Origin of the sequence: Petroclostridium sp. X23 (assembly GCF_030013905.1) — a bacterium.
Classification (GTDB): domain Bacteria; phylum Bacillota; class Clostridia; order SK-Y3; family SK-Y3; genus X23.
Genome location: NZ_CP124862.1, coordinates 1,742,745 through 1,757,403 on the forward strand (window position 1 = coordinate 1,742,745; position 14,659 = coordinate 1,757,403).

16 protein-coding genes are annotated in these 14,659 nt (G+C 40.4%); 2 read left to right on the plus strand and 14 right to left on the minus strand.

The window, feature by feature from the left end; genetic code table 11:
* Window positions 1-6 precede the first annotated feature (6 nt).
* Both QKW49_RS08510 and QKW49_RS08515 read left to right on the plus strand, forming a co-directional pair.
* The gene (locus QKW49_RS08510; protein WP_282867123.1) at window positions 7-2,001 is read left to right on the plus strand and encodes a sodium-translocating pyrophosphatase; all 1,995 of its coding nucleotides are present in this window, start codon (window positions 7-9) and stop codon (window positions 1,999-2,001) included.
* 94 nt (window positions 2,002-2,095) lie between these two features.
* Entirely contained in the window at window positions 2,096-2,374 is a 279-nt protein-coding gene (locus QKW49_RS08515) for an adhesin (protein WP_282867124.1), read from the plus strand.
* 292 nt (window positions 2,375-2,666) lie between these two features.
* On the opposite strand, the gene QKW49_RS08520 is transcribed toward QKW49_RS08515, so the two are convergent.
* From QKW49_RS08520 to QKW49_RS08585, 14 genes are all read right to left on the minus strand, one after another.
* Window positions 2,667-3,833: an aminotransferase class I/II-fold pyridoxal phosphate-dependent enzyme gene (locus QKW49_RS08520; protein WP_282867125.1), complete on the minus strand. Its 1,167-nt coding sequence runs from the start codon at window positions 3,831-3,833 to the stop codon at window positions 2,667-2,669.
* Complete coding sequence (locus QKW49_RS08525; protein ID WP_282867126.1) at window positions 3,830-4,309, minus strand: Lrp/AsnC family transcriptional regulator; 480 nt, start codon at window positions 4,307-4,309, stop codon at window positions 3,830-3,832. Before QKW49_RS08525 ends, QKW49_RS08520 begins: the two co-directional genes overlap by 4 nt.
* Window positions 4,310-4,541: 232 nt before the next feature.
* Window positions 4,542-5,033 (minus strand): DivIVA domain-containing protein, encoded by a 492-nt coding sequence (locus QKW49_RS08530; protein ID WP_282867127.1) that lies wholly within the window; start codon window positions 5,031-5,033, stop codon window positions 4,542-4,544.
* A gap of 218 nt (window positions 5,034-5,251) precedes the next feature.
* A complete protein-coding gene (gene trxA, locus QKW49_RS08535; RefSeq protein ID WP_282867128.1) occupies window positions 5,252-5,581 on the minus strand; it encodes a thioredoxin in 330 nt (109 codons plus the stop codon).
* A gap of 58 nt (window positions 5,582-5,639) precedes the next feature.
* Entirely contained in the window at window positions 5,640-5,912 is a 273-nt protein-coding gene (locus QKW49_RS08540) for a metal-sensitive transcriptional regulator (RefSeq protein WP_282867129.1), read from the minus strand.
* A gap of 129 nt (window positions 5,913-6,041) precedes the next feature.
* Entirely contained in the window at window positions 6,042-6,965 is a 924-nt protein-coding gene (gene cysK, locus QKW49_RS08545) for a cysteine synthase A (RefSeq protein ID WP_282867130.1), read from the minus strand.
* Between the two features lie 98 nt (window positions 6,966-7,063).
* Complete coding sequence (locus QKW49_RS08550; protein ID WP_282867131.1) at window positions 7,064-7,444, minus strand: CoA-binding protein; 381 nt, start codon at window positions 7,442-7,444, stop codon at window positions 7,064-7,066.
* Window positions 7,445-7,875: 431 nt separating this feature from the next.
* A complete protein-coding gene (locus QKW49_RS08555; protein ID WP_282867132.1) occupies window positions 7,876-8,541 on the minus strand; it encodes a YigZ family protein in 666 nt (221 codons plus the stop codon).
* Window positions 8,538-9,830: a GTPase HflX gene (gene hflX / locus QKW49_RS08560; RefSeq protein ID WP_282867133.1), complete on the minus strand. Its 1,293-nt coding sequence runs from the start codon at window positions 9,828-9,830 to the stop codon at window positions 8,538-8,540. Before hflX ends, QKW49_RS08555 begins: the two co-directional genes overlap by 4 nt.
* Window positions 9,831-9,868: 38 nt before the next feature.
* Window positions 9,869-11,101 (minus strand): D-alanyl-D-alanine carboxypeptidase family protein, encoded by a 1,233-nt coding sequence (locus QKW49_RS08565; RefSeq protein ID WP_282867134.1) that lies wholly within the window; start codon window positions 11,099-11,101, stop codon window positions 9,869-9,871.
* Window positions 11,102-11,291: 190 nt separating this feature from the next.
* The gene (locus QKW49_RS08570) at window positions 11,292-11,873 is read right to left on the minus strand and encodes a class I SAM-dependent methyltransferase (protein WP_282867135.1); all 582 of its coding nucleotides are present in this window, start codon (window positions 11,871-11,873) and stop codon (window positions 11,292-11,294) included.
* A gap of 19 nt (window positions 11,874-11,892) precedes the next feature.
* Complete coding sequence (locus tag QKW49_RS08575; protein ID WP_282867136.1) at window positions 11,893-12,780, minus strand: MBL fold metallo-hydrolase; 888 nt, start codon at window positions 12,778-12,780, stop codon at window positions 11,893-11,895.
* A gap of 119 nt (window positions 12,781-12,899) precedes the next feature.
* Window positions 12,900-13,895 (minus strand): 2-dehydro-3-deoxygalactonokinase, encoded by a 996-nt coding sequence (locus QKW49_RS08580; protein ID WP_282867137.1) that lies wholly within the window; start codon window positions 13,893-13,895, stop codon window positions 12,900-12,902.
* Window positions 13,896-14,006: 111 nt separating this feature from the next.
* Window positions 14,007-14,657, minus strand: a complete 651-nt coding sequence (locus tag QKW49_RS08585) for a bifunctional 4-hydroxy-2-oxoglutarate aldolase/2-dehydro-3-deoxy-phosphogluconate aldolase (protein ID WP_282867138.1) — start codon at window positions 14,655-14,657, stop codon at window positions 14,007-14,009.
* Window positions 14,658-14,659 lie beyond the last annotated feature (2 nt).

The window sequence follows — 14,659 nt, forward strand, 5'->3', positions numbered from 1 at the left end:
TTATTGATGAATTATTATTATATCACTGCTCCGGTGCTGGGGCTGATAGCATTGTTGTTTGCTTATTTCCTTTCGATAACCATTAATAAGCTGGATATCGGTACAGAAAGAATGAAAGAAATATCAGCATATATTCAACAAGGGGCCATGGCGTTTTTATCAAGGCAATATAAAACGCTGATCATTTTTACCGGTATTTTGTATGTTATCTTAGGCTTGGGAATAGGCTGGATTACTGCGCACTGTTTCTTATTGGGAGCTTTTTTCTCTGCGCTGGCAGGTTTCTTTGGTATGAAAGTAGCCACCAAAGCCAATGTCAGAACAGCAAACGCGGCCCGGCAGGGAGGGATGAATAAGGCCCTCGGAGTTGCTTTTAAAGGCGGAGCGGTCATGGGAATGTCGGTAGCGGGATTAGGCGTATTAGGCATAGGCATTCTTTATATCTTTCTTGGGCAAGAACAGATTCAGATGATTACGGGATTTGGATTGGGTGCATCGTCCATTGCGCTTTTCGGGCGTGTCGGCGGCGGTATTTATACCAAAGCGGCGGATGTAGGCGCCGATCTGGTAGGGAAAATAGAAGCTAATATTCCTGAAGATGATCCGAGAAACCCGGCTGTCATCGCCGATAATGTAGGGGATAACGTAGGGGATGTAGCAGGGATGGGAGCGGATTTATTCGAATCTTATGTAGGTTCCATTATATCCGCCATGACGCTGGCCGTAGCCATTCCCCAAATCGATCCTGTAAATGGGGTGATATTTCCCCTTCTCATGGCTTCGGGAGGAGTTGCAGCTTCCATCATCGGAATATTGTTGGTTCAGGGAAGCAAAAGTGCTAATCCGGCAAAAGCGTTAGAAAGAGGGACATATATAAGCGGGGCTGTATTGATTGTGATTGCTTTTTTATTAAGCAGGCATATATTTGGTGACTTAAATGCGTTTTGGGCAATCGCCTCGGGATTGGTGACAGGAATAGGGATCGGAAAGGTTACTGAGATATATACCTCGGGAGACTACAAGCATGTCATAAAGATCGCAAAACAATCGGATACCGGAGCCGCTACCACCATTATCAGCGGACTGGCAGTAGGTATGTATTCGACAATGTGGCCGTTATTATTAATCTCGGCAGGGATTCTGGTCGCATTTAAATTTATGGGGTTATACGGCATCGCCCTGGCAGCGGTAGGCATGCTTTCCACGGCAGGGATTACGGTGGCGGTGGACGCATACGGACCTATTGCCGATAATGCCGGCGGTATAGCCGAAATGTCGGAGCTGCCAAAAGAGGTACGTAAGATTACCGACAAACTGGATTCGGTAGGGAATACCACAGCCGCCATAGGAAAAGGATTTGCCATCGGTTCTGCGGCATTAACGGCATTGGCTTTATTTGCTTCTTATTCCCAAGCTGTGGGTTTACAGAAAATTGACATCATGAATCCGCTGGTAGTCATCGGATTGCTGTTGGGCGGAATGCTGCCGTTTCTATTTTCCGCAATGACCATGGAGTCTGTCGGAAAAGCGGCATTTCAGATGTGTGAAGAAGTAAGAAGGCAGTTTAGAGAGATTGACGGAATATTGGAAGGAAAAGCAAAACCCGAGTACACCAAATGCGTAGACATCAGTACCAAAGCTGCATTAAAAGAAATGCTGCTGCCGGGACTGTTAGCCGTAGCGGCACCGTTAGCCGCAGGCTTCATACTGGGAGCGGAAGCATTAGGCGGACTGTTGGCCGGAGCCCTTGTGACCGGGGTACTGCTGGCCATTATGATGGCAAACGCAGGGGGTGCCTGGGATAATGCTAAAAAATATATTGAAGAAGGGAAACACAGCCATAAAGGCAGTGACGCCCATAAAGCGGCTGTAGTAGGCGATACGGTAGGAGATCCTTTTAAAGATACGGCAGGCCCGTCCATCAACATATTGATTAAGCTTATGACCATTGTGTCCCTTGTTTTCGGGCCGTTGATCCTGAAGTTCGGGGGATTGTTTTAGCGCTGATTTTTCGAGAGGGCTAGTACAATTCGTTTCTTTAATGCAAATATATAAAGGTTCATCCTTAAATTATATGAAAAGAAGGTGCTTATTTATGGTGGTATCTATTGACGAAAAATCTGTCTCTTTAATAAAGGAGATACTGAAAGAACAGAATAAAGAAGCTATTAGAATAGCTAATTGCGGATTTGGCTGTGGAGGCCTTCAACTTGATGTTATTCCTGATGAACAAAAACCTGATGATGATGTAGTAATAGATAAGGGCATTAAGATTGTGGCCGATAAGAGTTTTTCTGCCTTTTTTACTAGCGCATTGATTACACATAAGGAGGGCATATTGGGCTCCAGATTAAAAATTGCAACAAAAGAATAGGAAATGAAGACCCAGGTTTATATGCCTGGGCTTTCATTTTGTATAATTTTACAGAAGCGATCCATATAATTGTGCAGCGCTCCCCTCGCGACCAGAATCATATGTTATATATTTGAGCACTATTCCTTTCTAGTCATTGTTCAAAATCGGAACACTGCTCATTTTCCGAACATTCAATCTTAAATGCTAGACAGCTAACTATAGTATGGCAGATAATTTTTCTATAATCAAAAAAGAGCGGAGTGCAAATTGCGAACTATACTATTCACTATTCACGCCCCACTCCCCACTATTAAATATATTTCTTCAAGAATCTTTCAATCCTTTTTAACGCTTCATTAATATTCTCTATGGAATATGCATATGAACATCGTACAAATCCTTCTCCGCTTTCACCAAAAGCAGTTCCCGGCACTACTGCCACTTTTTCTTCATACAGAAGTTTTTCACAGAATTCTCCGGAAGTTAAGCCTGTTTTCTGAATAGAAGGAAATACATAGAATGCGCCAAGCGGTTCAAAACAATCCAATCCCATTTTTCTAAAACCGTCAACAATGATCCTACGCCTATAATTATATTCTTTTGTCATATTCTTTATATCTTCATCACCGTATTTCAGCGCCTCAATTGCCGCATATTGGCTGGTAGTAGGAGCGCTCATGATGGCATATTGATGTATTTTAGTCATTGCACCAATAATGGTTGGATGTCCTGCTGCATAACCCAACCGCCATCCTGTCATCGCATAGGATTTGGAAAACCCGTTTATCAGGATGGTTCTTTCCTGCATACCAGGCAAGCTTGCAAACGAAACATGTGTACCTTCATAAGTCAACTCCGCATATATTTCATCGGAAATCACTAAAATTTCCGTATCCCGGATAACATCCGCAATTGCTTCAAGGTCTGCCTTGGTCATGATACCACCGGTAGGATTATTAGGATAAGGAATCACCAGCAGTTTCGTTTTGGGTGTTATTTTTTCTTTTAATTCCTCCGCTGTTAACTTAAATTGGTTCTCTGCTTTTGTTACAATAGGTACAGGAACACCTCCCGCTAATACCGTACAAGGCTTATAGCAGACAAAACTCGGTTCAGGGATAAGCACTTCATCTCCCGGTGAAACCAATGCCCTTACGGCCAGGTCTATGGCTTCACTACCACCTATCGTAACAATCACCTCATCTTTAGGATTATATGTTATATTAAACCTTCTTGACAGGTATGCCGATATTTCCTTTCTAAGCTCTATCAGCCCCCAATTCGAGGTATAATATGTATGTCCTTTTTCTAGTGAATATATCCCCGCTTCTCTGACACGCCAAGGTGTTACAAAATCCGGCTCACCCACGCCTAGAGATATCGCATCTTCCATCTCTGTTACGATATCAAAGAATTTTCTTATTCCTGACGGCGGAATGCTCTTAACGGCCGGTGAAAGAAGTTGTTCCAACTTCATAAAGTGATCACCTGCCTATCATCCTTTTCTTTCTCTTCAAAAATCACGCCTTCATCTTTATATTTCTTCAATACAAAATGTGTAGCGGTACTTAATACCGACTCCATGGGTGCCAGTTTTTCGGCAACGAAGAGAGCAACCTCTTTCATCGTACGGCCTTCAATAATGACAGTAAGATCAAATCCTCCTGACATCAGGTATACGGATTTCACTTGCGGATACTTATATATCCTTTCCGCAACCTTATCAAAACCTTCTCCCCTTTGAGGCGTTACTTTTAACTCAATAAGCGCAGTCACAAACTCTTTTTCGGTTTTTTCCCAATTGATCAGTGTCTTATATCGTAAAATAACCTGGTCATCTTCCAATTTCTTTATCGCCGCTTTAACGTCCTCAATATCTCTATTAAGCATTACCGCGATCTGTTCCGGTGTCACCCTGTTGTCTTTCTCCAATATTTCTAGAATTTGCTCCATTGTCAAATCCTCCTTCCACCCTTAAAAACATATTTAGTGTATATTATATAATTATATTCAAAAAAATGCTATATATTATTTTAATAACCGGTGATGCAGTAATAAAAAAGATTAAAATTAAGGAAAAAGCTATCTTTACAATAGGCATTTTCTTAATCTTAATCTTATTGATAGTAATTATTTGCTTAAAACTTCCCAAATACATCTTAATTAGCAAATTAGGATATTCGAATCACTCTTCTGACGATATGCTTTCCGCTTGAGAAGGTGCGGCTTCGTCCAGATATTCTTCCTCAATGCCCGCAATATCTAATAAGTCGTTTTCATATTTCTTTATTCTATTGATTGCTTCCAATCTCAGACCTCTTATCTCTTGTTTTACATTTTCCAATGCATGGCGGTATTCGTCAATTTCCATCTGAAGTTCTGCTTTTCTATTCTCTGCTTCCTTTACCGCATGGTCGATAATACTCTTCGCTTGCTCTTCTGCTTTAATAATAGCATCGGCAATATATGTGCGTCCACTTTCAATGGTATTTAACTTTCCGGATAGTTCTTCTACCTGCTTTTTGAATTCCTGATTCTGAGTTCTCAGATTGGCAAGTTCATCATCTTTTGATTTTATTTGTTCTTCCAAGTCCTTGGCTAGTTTTTCTATAAACTCGTAAACATCTTGTTTTTTATAGCCGAACAAACTGCTTCTAAATCTTTTTTCTCCCGCCATCTATATTCCCCCAAATTTTTAATTAATTACTATATGTATTCAATATGCATATAGTAAAATCCTTCTTTAAACGTTATTTATTTTTAAATTTTTACAAACAGTATCTTATTAATATTGTATTATTTTTAGGATCCTCAATGATATAGGCATTAAGTCCTTAACAATAAAAAAACGAATAGGACATTACGACCGTAATGTCCTATTCGTTTTTGTTGTTATTAGAGATTTCTTTCAATCATTGCTGCAAAATCTTCTTTTGACCTTACACCAACAACTTTATCAACAACTTCCCCGTTTTTGAACAACATGATAGTAGGGATACTCATCACTCTGTACTGAGATGCGATGTCTCTTTGTTCATCAACATTTACTTTTCCAATTTTTGCCTTACCTTCAAAATCATTCGCCAATTCATCAATCACCGGCGCCACCATACGGCAAGGCCCACACCAACTGGCCCAAAAATCTACCAACACAGGAGCAGAAGAATCCTTTACTTCCTGCTGAAAATTATCATTTGTAATGGTTAAAACTTTTTCACTTGCCATTATGAATCACTCCTTCTTTATTCTGGTATTATTTATACCAACTTATATAAATTTTAAACTACTTCATGAATTTTAGTACTACATCAATCAATTCATCAAGTACCTCTTCCCGGCCATCTGTATGAAGAGCTTTCTTGATACAGCTTCTCGAATGGTTTTCAAGAATCAGTCCTCCTACCTTATTGACAGCAGCCCTTACCGCTGCAACCTGAATAAGTATATCGGCACAATACTTATCTTCATCCACCATTCTATGGATTCCTTTTACCTGACCTTCAATTCTTTTAAGTCTCCTAAGTATATCTTCTTTACAGTTGTCACAGCGTTCCATGTCCATCCCTCTCATACCCTTAAGGGGTATTTTTAATTACATTATAATGCTTTTTCCTTTAGTTGTCAATAATATTATTCCATATTTCCCAAAAAAAATAAGGGAATTGTTCTCCAATTCCCTTATTTTCTATTCATCTTTAAATAAAGCCGTACTCAGATATCTTTCACCTGTATCAGGCGCAATAACTACCACTCTTTTTCCCTTACCCAATTTTTTAGCTATTTGCAGTGCTGCGTTAACCGCTGCTCCGCAAGAAATTCCTACTAACATCCCCTCTTCAGAAGCAAGCTTTCTTGCAGTGGCAAATGCATCTTCATCCGCTACCTTTATAATTTCATCTATAACGCTTGTATTAAGCACTTCCGGAACAAATCCCGCACCAATACCTTGAATTTTATGAGGACCGGGATTCCCTCCTGATAAAACCGGTGAATTTTCCGGCTCTACAGCAACCACTTTGATTGAGGGTATCTTTTCTTTAAGTACTTCCCCTACCCCTGTTAAAGTACCTCCTGTTCCTACACCGGCAACAAACGCGTCTATCTTTTCATCCGTTTGATTAAGTATTTCCACCGCTGTTGTTTTTTTATGCACTGCGGGATTGGCAGCATTCTGAAATTGCTGCGGTATAAAGTAGTTAGCATTTTCTTTTACCAACTCTTCTGCTTTCTTAATGGCCCCTTTCATCCCTTCGGCTCCCGGGGTCAACACAAGCTCCGCACCGTAAGCTTTCAACAGCAATCTTCTCTCCATACTCATGGTATCCGGCATCACCAGAATGACCTTATATCCCTTTGCAGCACCTACCATCGCAAGCCCAATACCGGTATTTCCACTGGTAGGCTCCACGATCACGGACCCGGGTTTCAAAAGACCTTTTTCTTCGGCATCCGTAATCATATTAAGTGCAATCCGGTCTTTCACACTGCTTCCCGGATTAAATGCTTCCAACTTCACCAGCACTTCCGCACTGTCCTCGTCTACCAGCCGATTCAATCTTACCATAGGGGTTTGCCCGATTAACTCATAAATATAGTTTGCAACACGCATTTAAGAACCTCCTTTTTATTTCATATTATTCTTATCGGAATTTATGTATTTATTATATGACAAATTATATGCAAATGTCAATAATTATATTTTTTATCTTATACATAATTCAGAGCTACCAGAACGCAAGCCTGCACCGTATCGACTCCTCTTTCTTCTGCCAGTTTGAGCAGCTCGTCACTTACGGTTCCCGGCTGAAGCCATATATGTTTTATGCCCAGATTGGCCGCCTCCTCTACAGTGTGTATTCCATGCCGTGGCGCAACAACCATATCGACAACATCGGGAAGTTCGGGAAGCTCGCTCAGATTGACATAACATTTATCTCCTTCAATCTCAGTGTAATTAGGATTGATGGGATATACGGTGTATCCCTTGCTTTTAAGCTTTTGATAAATTTTATATCCGTACTTTTCATGATTTTCTGTAGCACCCACTACAGCCCATTTTTTTAGTTTTAACAATTCTTCTTCTCTCATAATATCACCTCGTAATTTATTTAGTTCATAGTTCACGGTTCACAGCAGTTACATTGCTTTTGATGATAATTCCCACTGTTTATCTACAGCAATAGATTTCACAGCATGTGACTTTTTACATCCAATTTGAAGAATGCTAAAAAGTGCTTCATCGTTCGGGAATCTGACATGGGCGGGGCCCAGGGCCGCAGTCCGGCCAAAAACCAGGCCTGACAGCAGACCAGTCCCCAAGTCTTGCATACTATTATAAGAAGATGTGATAAAGTGCTTGATTGATCAGTCGCAAAGCATGGGGACGGACCTACAGCTTCCCTAAAAAGCAAGCGCAGCAGTAGGTCCGTCCCCATGCTTCACTCCTTCTGCGTGCTAAATCGGACTTTTTTTCATTGAATTACATTGTCCATTGTACATTATTAACTATTCACTATTCATTATTCACTACTACACAGTTTCCCTTGTTCATTCACAGCAATATATTTCGTTGCCGCTTTCTCAATATTTACCCTATCATTGGTAATATCAATCATTGTTTCGACAAACCGCTGTGTTTCACCGGTATGTACAAGTACAAATATAGTGATATCGTCCCGGTATACAATCTCTTCAATAATATGTCCAGCATTGCCGATTTCATTCTGTATTTTCCCTAATAAGGTATAATCAGCATTGATCTTTAAACTATCACATAACTTCATGGTAACAATATCGGCAGCAACTAATCCTTCTTTTGCACTTTTCCCATACGCTCTCACCAGGCCTCCCGCTCCCAAAAGCGTTCCCCCGAAGTAACGTGTCACCACCACTGCCACATCCTGCAGCTGCTCCTTTTTGATTATCTCTAAAACGGGAATGCCCGCTGTTCCTGACGGTTCACCATCATCACTGTATCTTTGAATATGATTGTCCCCTATAATATAGGCATAAACATTGTGGCGCGCATCCCAATATTTTGACTTTAATTCAGCGATAAATTCCAATGCTTCTTCTTCTGTGGCAACGGGTTTGACACTCGCGATAAAACGCGATTTCTTTTCAACAATTTCTGCCGTACCGAATTGATTGACAGTTTTATATTCTGTCTGTTGATTCCCCCTCACTCTTCATTTTCACTCCCCACAATATACTTTCTTATTTTTCCTATCATAACCAAATCGGCAAGAATATCCATTACAGTACCTTGTTCATTATGTTCTTGATGCAGTACTTCGCATTCCTTAAAGATTTGTGACACCAAATTTCCTTCTGAATACGGAATACATATTTTTATCTCAGTTTTCTTGCCGGGCACTACCTCATCCAATATCTCCAGCAACACTGCAATTCCTTTCCCCGTAAGCGCAGATATTTCTACACTTGCATGAGCCATGCCTGTACTTTCAGGCAATCGTACGTCATCTTGCTTTAGGTCTATCTTGTTAAACACGGTAATGATGGGTTTATTGATCGCTCCCAGCTCTTCTAACAGATTGTTCACCACCGCCATATGCTCCTCAATTTCCTCACTGCTTGAATCAACAACATGCAGTAGTATATCGGCCAGTACAGCCTCTTCCAAAGTTGATTTAAAAGCTTTAATCAAATGATGAGGAAGCTTTCTTATAAAACCTACCGTATCCACCAATAGTACTTTTCTCCCATCAGAAAGCTCTATGCTTCTTGTGGTAGGGTCAAGCGTAGCAAACAGCTTGTCCTCTGCCAAAACATCCGAATGGGTGAGCGTATTTAATAAAGAAGATTTTCCCGCATTGGTATAACCAACCAATGCTACCACCGGAATTCCTTCCTTCTTACGCCGGCTTCTCAAGAGTGCCCTGTGCTTTTCTACTTCTTTTAACTCTTCTTCCAAATATCCGATACGCCTTCGTATATGCCGTCTATCGGTTTCTAATTTTGTTTCTCCCGGACCACGGGTGCCAATTCCGCCTCCCAATCTTGAAAGGGCTGCGCCCATGCCGGTTAACCGCGGCAGTAAATATTTCAGTTGTGCGAGTTCAACCTGTATCTTCCCTTCCTTTGTCATTGCTCTGGAAGCAAAGATATCCAATATCAGCATACTCCGGTCTATGACCTTTATTCCCGTAATACGCTCGAGGTTTCGCACCTGTGAACCGGTCAATTCATCATCAACAATGATGACGTTTGCTTCAAGGGTCTCACACGCTGCCTTTAGCTCTTCTACCTTTCCTTCACCAATATAGGTTGATGTCTCTATATTATGCCTATTTTGGAGCAGCGTTGCCAAGACTTCCGCACCTGCCGTATCCGCCAATCTGCCTAACTCAGCTAATGATTCTTCGGTTGTGTCTTCCAATGTATTCTTTTTTCCTGTGTGGACACCTACCAGCACAACACGTTCTTTTATTTCTTGAGTTTCCGTATATTCCATAGTACCTCCATTTTTTGATTGTTTGTACCTACATATTATTATATTATACTGTTTTGTTGCAATAGTTTTTTCAATTCTATCCACTGTTTAAAGATTTTCCCTATATTCATATCTACCGTCCAAAATCCTATGTCTTCTCCTGCATAAAGTTCACATGAACCGATAGGATTTTCTTCGAGCTTAAAAATAACCTTGCCTATAGTTTGCCCCTTGCGTACCGGAGCAATGATTTTTTCAGGCAATATAAATTCTCTTTGTATACCGATCAACTCATCGTCAGATATATGCAGTGTGATGTCACCTTTATTGACTGCAGAAACCTGCTGTTTCTTGCCTTTTACTAATGTAACGCTTTCCATTCTTTGTCCGTCAGATAAGACGGTAACCAAAGGATAATTTGCGAAAACATAGTCCAAAACTTTGCGGCTGTCACTTGACCGGCTGCTCCTTGAATTGGCACCTAGAACTACACTTACAACCTGCCATCCCTCTCTGGTGGCTGAAGTTACCAGGCATCTTCCCGCCGGTCCGGTATATCCTGTTTTCACGCCATCCGCACCTTCGTATGATCCGAGCATCTCATTGGTGTTATAGTACTGTTTCCCATTCTCCGTCCCTTCCCGGGGAATCACCTTGGACTCCGTACTGACAATCTCGGCGAAAACAGGATTACTCAAGCAGTACCGGGCGATCACTGCCAAATCATAGGCCGTAGAATAATTGTTTCTATCTAAACCGTGTGGTGAACCATATTTTGTATTCTTCGCACCAATAGCATAAGCTTTCTCATCCATCACTTTTACAAAATCTTCAACACTCCCCGCAATATGTTCGGCAATTGCAATCGCCGCATCATTTCCCGATGGAAGCATGAGTGCATATAGTAGGTTTCCCAGCTTAATCTTTTCTCCTACTTTCAAATTGGCTTGTGACCCGCCTACATAAGCTGCTCTTTTACTTACAGTAACAATATCATTTAGATTTCCTTTTTCAATTGCCAGTATTGCTGTCATCATCTTGGTTGTACTGGCCATTTGCCTTTTGTTAAAGGCATTCTTATTGTATAAAACTCTTCCATTGACTGTGTCAATGGCAACTGCCGCAGGAGATGATATTTTGGGTGGTGCTTTTTCGCTGCTTACGGCGGTTTGTATATCTTGAAAATCAAATCCCAATTCTTCATTTTCTTGGGCAGTAATAGCACCTTGACAAAATATAAAAAATATTAGTATCATTAACAATTGAAGAACCCGCTTTATAGTCAAATTCATTCGCACCTCCATATAAACATTCGGATCATTTTGTCGTCCGCACCTACGAAAACTTAATGGATAACATGATATATACCTTGATAAATACAAATTTAGAGTTTTTTACCTATATATTAGATTATTACTTTTTTTATGATAATATAACAAAAAAAGCAGCTGATGTGCTTTTTTTTGATTCTTGCGTATATTATTATAGTTTCTCAATGCAAACTGCGATAGGCGGACAATTTATTTGATTGATAAAGTCATGCATTAAAACAGAATACTTTTTGCAGTCTAACGTGCTAAGGAAATTCATCACGGCACCCTTTTCGTCAAATCCGCTGTCTCCGCCATAGTATATCACCAGCATTACGATCCCATGAGGCACTAATAAATCCAAGCATTTTTGAATTGCTAATATTGTGGTATGCGACGTTGTATGAACCGAATGATTACCTCCCGGAAGGTAGCCCAAATTAAACATCGCAGCCTTAATATCTTTTTGCAGATACTTGTCTATATTTTGATGACCGTCCTTGATGAGCGTCACTCGTTCAGCAACCTTTCCTGCCTCCAACTTTTCTTTTGTTTTTTCAATAGCAATATCTTGAATATCAAAACTGTATATATGACCGGATTCACCTACAAGTTTTGCAAGAAAAAGCGTATCATTACCGTTTCCTGCTGTGGCATCAACTACAACATCCCCTTCACAAACTACTTTTTCTACAATATCATGAGAAATCCTCAGGGAATTCTTAAGAACTTTCATCGTTCTACCCAACTCCATTCTACAATTAAAATATGTGTCAAATAGATTGACATGCCTGCCAGTAAAGCTTCCCTTGTTCAAAATAATACTTAATATAATTATGATTTGCAAGGTAGGACAAATATGCCGACAACGAAGCAGAAAGCAGAGGATATTGTATCATTGTTAAATGGATCCCCTTGTCTCTCACAAACATTGCCAGTAATTCTTCTCTTGTTGCCGGCTGTTGCAAGCAGCCTAAGAGGTATTTTTCTATCTCTTGCATCACCTGAAAGTTCATTTCCACTTCAGAAGAAATATCCTCGGCTAATCCGCCATGTGCCAACACATATCCATCATAGCTGGTGCCCTTAAGATAGTTTAGTGTATTATACTGCTGTTCTACATCATAAATATATGGCAGACTGTATTTATCAATGATATGCTTGCCAATCAACGTATCCCCGCAAAACAGAATATTATCGGGAGTTACGATGCCAATCTGATCAATACTGTGTCCGGGTAAAGAAATCACCTCAAGATCAAACCCTCCCACTTGTATTTTCCCAGTTTTGATCACCTCATCCACCTTGCTGGGAGAAGCCATGAAAAACTTGTTCTTCATTTCATTTAGCGGCGCAGCAGAAAATAGGTAAAAAGGCTCGTAAATAGGATATTGCGCTGTAACACTTTCTTTTTCGGATGTACATACTATTACATTCTGCCGCTTCTGAATAAAGGCATTGCCTCCAAAATGATCCGCATGCGCATGTGTATTGATAATCACCGCAGGTGTTATATCCATTTGCTTCAATTCTTTCAAAACTTTCCTTGCAGCATTCTCATCCAATCCTGTGTCAATGAGAACGCATTGGCTGCCTTGCACATATACACCTATACATACATGTCCAGGTATATAATATGTATTTCCTTTCACATTTATCATTTTATTCACCATCCAGATATAAATAGACACAAAACAGTATATCATAACTTTCACAACATAAAAAAGAGCTTGAAGTAAAAAACATTTCATTTACTTCAGCTCTTTTATGCAACATTAAGCTATATCAGGTTTCTTTCTTTAGCTGCCAAAATGGCACCGAATCCTGCCATATCTTTCATATATTCAGCGTCTACTACCTTTATTTCGCCTTTAAAATAGCTGTCATTTCTAATTAAAATTTCAAAACTCCTTTTCAACGCTTCACTACCGCCTATAATGACCGGAATCTCAGGGATTACTTTAAATGCGCCGCTGTTTTTCAATGCGAGTAAATCGGTGCCAAATATGATTCCCTCCAAAAAGTTTGCTTTATCATTTGTTGAACATTGTGTAAATTGATCCAATATTCTCACAGAAAAACAAGCTCTGTTCAACCCCACCTTCTGAGCACATTGAGCACCTTTTAACAGCATTTGTTCATTGAGACTTTTAGAAAATGAACTTCCTACCGCACTGGAAAGAATAGTACTTTTTGTGATTACCGATAGTAATTCTCCTGCTAATGAAGTAATACATGCAGTAATTTGGTTTTCTTCATTCAGCATAATAAATTTAGAGTGAGAACCCGGTAAAACAATGAGTGCAGGACCTTTTACATTCAAACACTGTATAATGCCAAATGCTTCTGTTTCTTCACCCCTCATAATATCCATAGACTCGAAGTTTTCCATGTTCACATCTTGCACATTATTTTTTATTCCGGGCACAAACCAGATGGGTTTCTCAATCACCTCGGGTATTACCGCCTTTACCATACCCAGCGCCAACTCTTTTATACCTGCCGGGGCCGGCGCATGAGGCACTTCGTATAGCCCTACATTGGAAGTGATCATCCCGGATGCAAGAAAGAGACTAACATCATCCTTATTAATTTCGGCCATATCCAGCGCCTTTTGGATCGCCGTCTTTACACCGGTCTGCAGTTTTTCCTTGCTGCCGGTGATTGCGGTATCCCTTACACCAACTTCCTCAAAAGACGTTGCAACCACTTTATCCTGCTTCCATACCTTTACTCTTGTATTGGTTGTCCCAGTATCTATTGTAATAACATACATGACTATTCTCCTTATACTTTAATCACTGAAAATCAGCATTGTACCATAGGGCTTGATTTACAAATTCAAAACTCTTTCATAAGCCTCTTGATATTCGTTTATCTTAGTCGCTCAATCCATTTGTAATTTTTCTACATACGCCTGCGCTACCTGCTTGATTTTATCATATTCACCGGCATAAATCGCTTTCTTGTCTACCAGGCTGCCGCCAACACCAACACCTATAGCCCCTGCCTTTATAAACTGATCGACGTTGTCCACGTTTACGCCGCCCACAGCTACTACCGGAATGTGGCTAAGCGGAGCAAGAAGTGCCTTTATGTATTCGGTTCCTAAGATGCCGGCCGGAAACAGCTTTACAATATCCGCCCCGGCATTGTATGCCCTTGCCATCTCAGAAGGAGTAAAAGCACCTGGCAAAGAGAGCTTGCCTAATTCCTTGGTCTTTTGAATAACTTTTATATCTACATTAGGAGATATGATATATTCCGCTCCTGCCTCTACTGCTTTTACAACCTGCTCCTCTGTCATTACTGTGCCGGCTCCCAAGTATACTTCATCACCGTATTTACCTTTGATGAGTTCCAAGCATTTTAACGTTTCCAATGCTTTGCTTTCATCTTCCTGATTGAATGTTACCTCAAGCAGCTTTATTCCGCCTTCCCGTAGCGCAGCTACCGTATCCAAGATTCTATCCGCACCAATTCCTCTGATAATCGCTACAATCTTGTTGTCGTAAATTCCTTTTTTTATAAAATCCATTA

Excerpts from the sequence above, each read along its gene's own strand:
- hflX (WP_282867133.1), bottom strand. The coding sequence starts at position 9,830 with ATGGAATATACGGAAACTCAAGAAATAAAAGAACGTGTTGTGCTGGTA.
- QKW49_RS08550 (WP_282867131.1), bottom strand. The coding sequence starts at position 7,444 with ATGAGAGAAGAAGAATTGTTAAAACTAAAAAAATGGGCTGTAGTGGGT.
- QKW49_RS08585 (WP_282867138.1), bottom strand. The coding sequence starts at position 14,657 with ATGGATTTTATAAAAAAAGGAATTTACGACAACAAGATTGTAGCGATT.
- trxA (WP_282867128.1), bottom strand. The coding sequence starts at position 5,581 with ATGGCAAGTGAAAAAGTTTTAACCATTACAAATGATAATTTTCAGCAG.
- QKW49_RS08530 (WP_282867127.1), bottom strand. The coding sequence starts at position 5,033 with ATGGCGGGAGAAAAAAGATTTAGAAGCAGTTTGTTCGGCTATAAAAAA.
- QKW49_RS08515 (WP_282867124.1), top strand. The coding sequence starts at position 2,096 with ATGGTGGTATCTATTGACGAAAAATCTGTCTCTTTAATAAAGGAGATA.
- QKW49_RS08580 (WP_282867137.1), bottom strand. The coding sequence starts at position 13,895 with ATGTATGTTATTACAATAGATACTGGGACAACCAATACAAGAGTAAAG.
- QKW49_RS08575 (WP_282867136.1), bottom strand. The coding sequence starts at position 12,780 with ATGATAAATGTGAAAGGAAATACATATTATATACCTGGACATGTATGT.
- QKW49_RS08540 (WP_282867129.1), bottom strand. The coding sequence starts at position 5,912 with ATGGAACGCTGTGACAACTGTAAAGAAGATATACTTAGGAGACTTAAA.
- cysK (WP_282867130.1), bottom strand. The coding sequence starts at position 6,965 with ATGCGTGTTGCAAACTATATTTATGAGTTAATCGGGCAAACCCCTATG.
- QKW49_RS08520 (WP_282867125.1), bottom strand. The coding sequence starts at position 3,833 with ATGAAGTTGGAACAACTTCTTTCACCGGCCGTTAAGAGCATTCCGCCG.
- QKW49_RS08565 (WP_282867134.1), bottom strand. The coding sequence starts at position 11,101 with ATGAATTTGACTATAAAGCGGGTTCTTCAATTGTTAATGATACTAATA.
- QKW49_RS08525 (WP_282867126.1), bottom strand. The coding sequence starts at position 4,309 with ATGGAGCAAATTCTAGAAATATTGGAGAAAGACAACAGGGTGACACCG.
- QKW49_RS08510 (WP_282867123.1), top strand. The coding sequence starts at position 7 with ATGAATTATTATTATATCACTGCTCCGGTGCTGGGGCTGATAGCATTG.
- QKW49_RS08570 (WP_282867135.1), bottom strand. The coding sequence starts at position 11,873 with ATGGAGTTGGGTAGAACGATGAAAGTTCTTAAGAATTCCCTGAGGATT.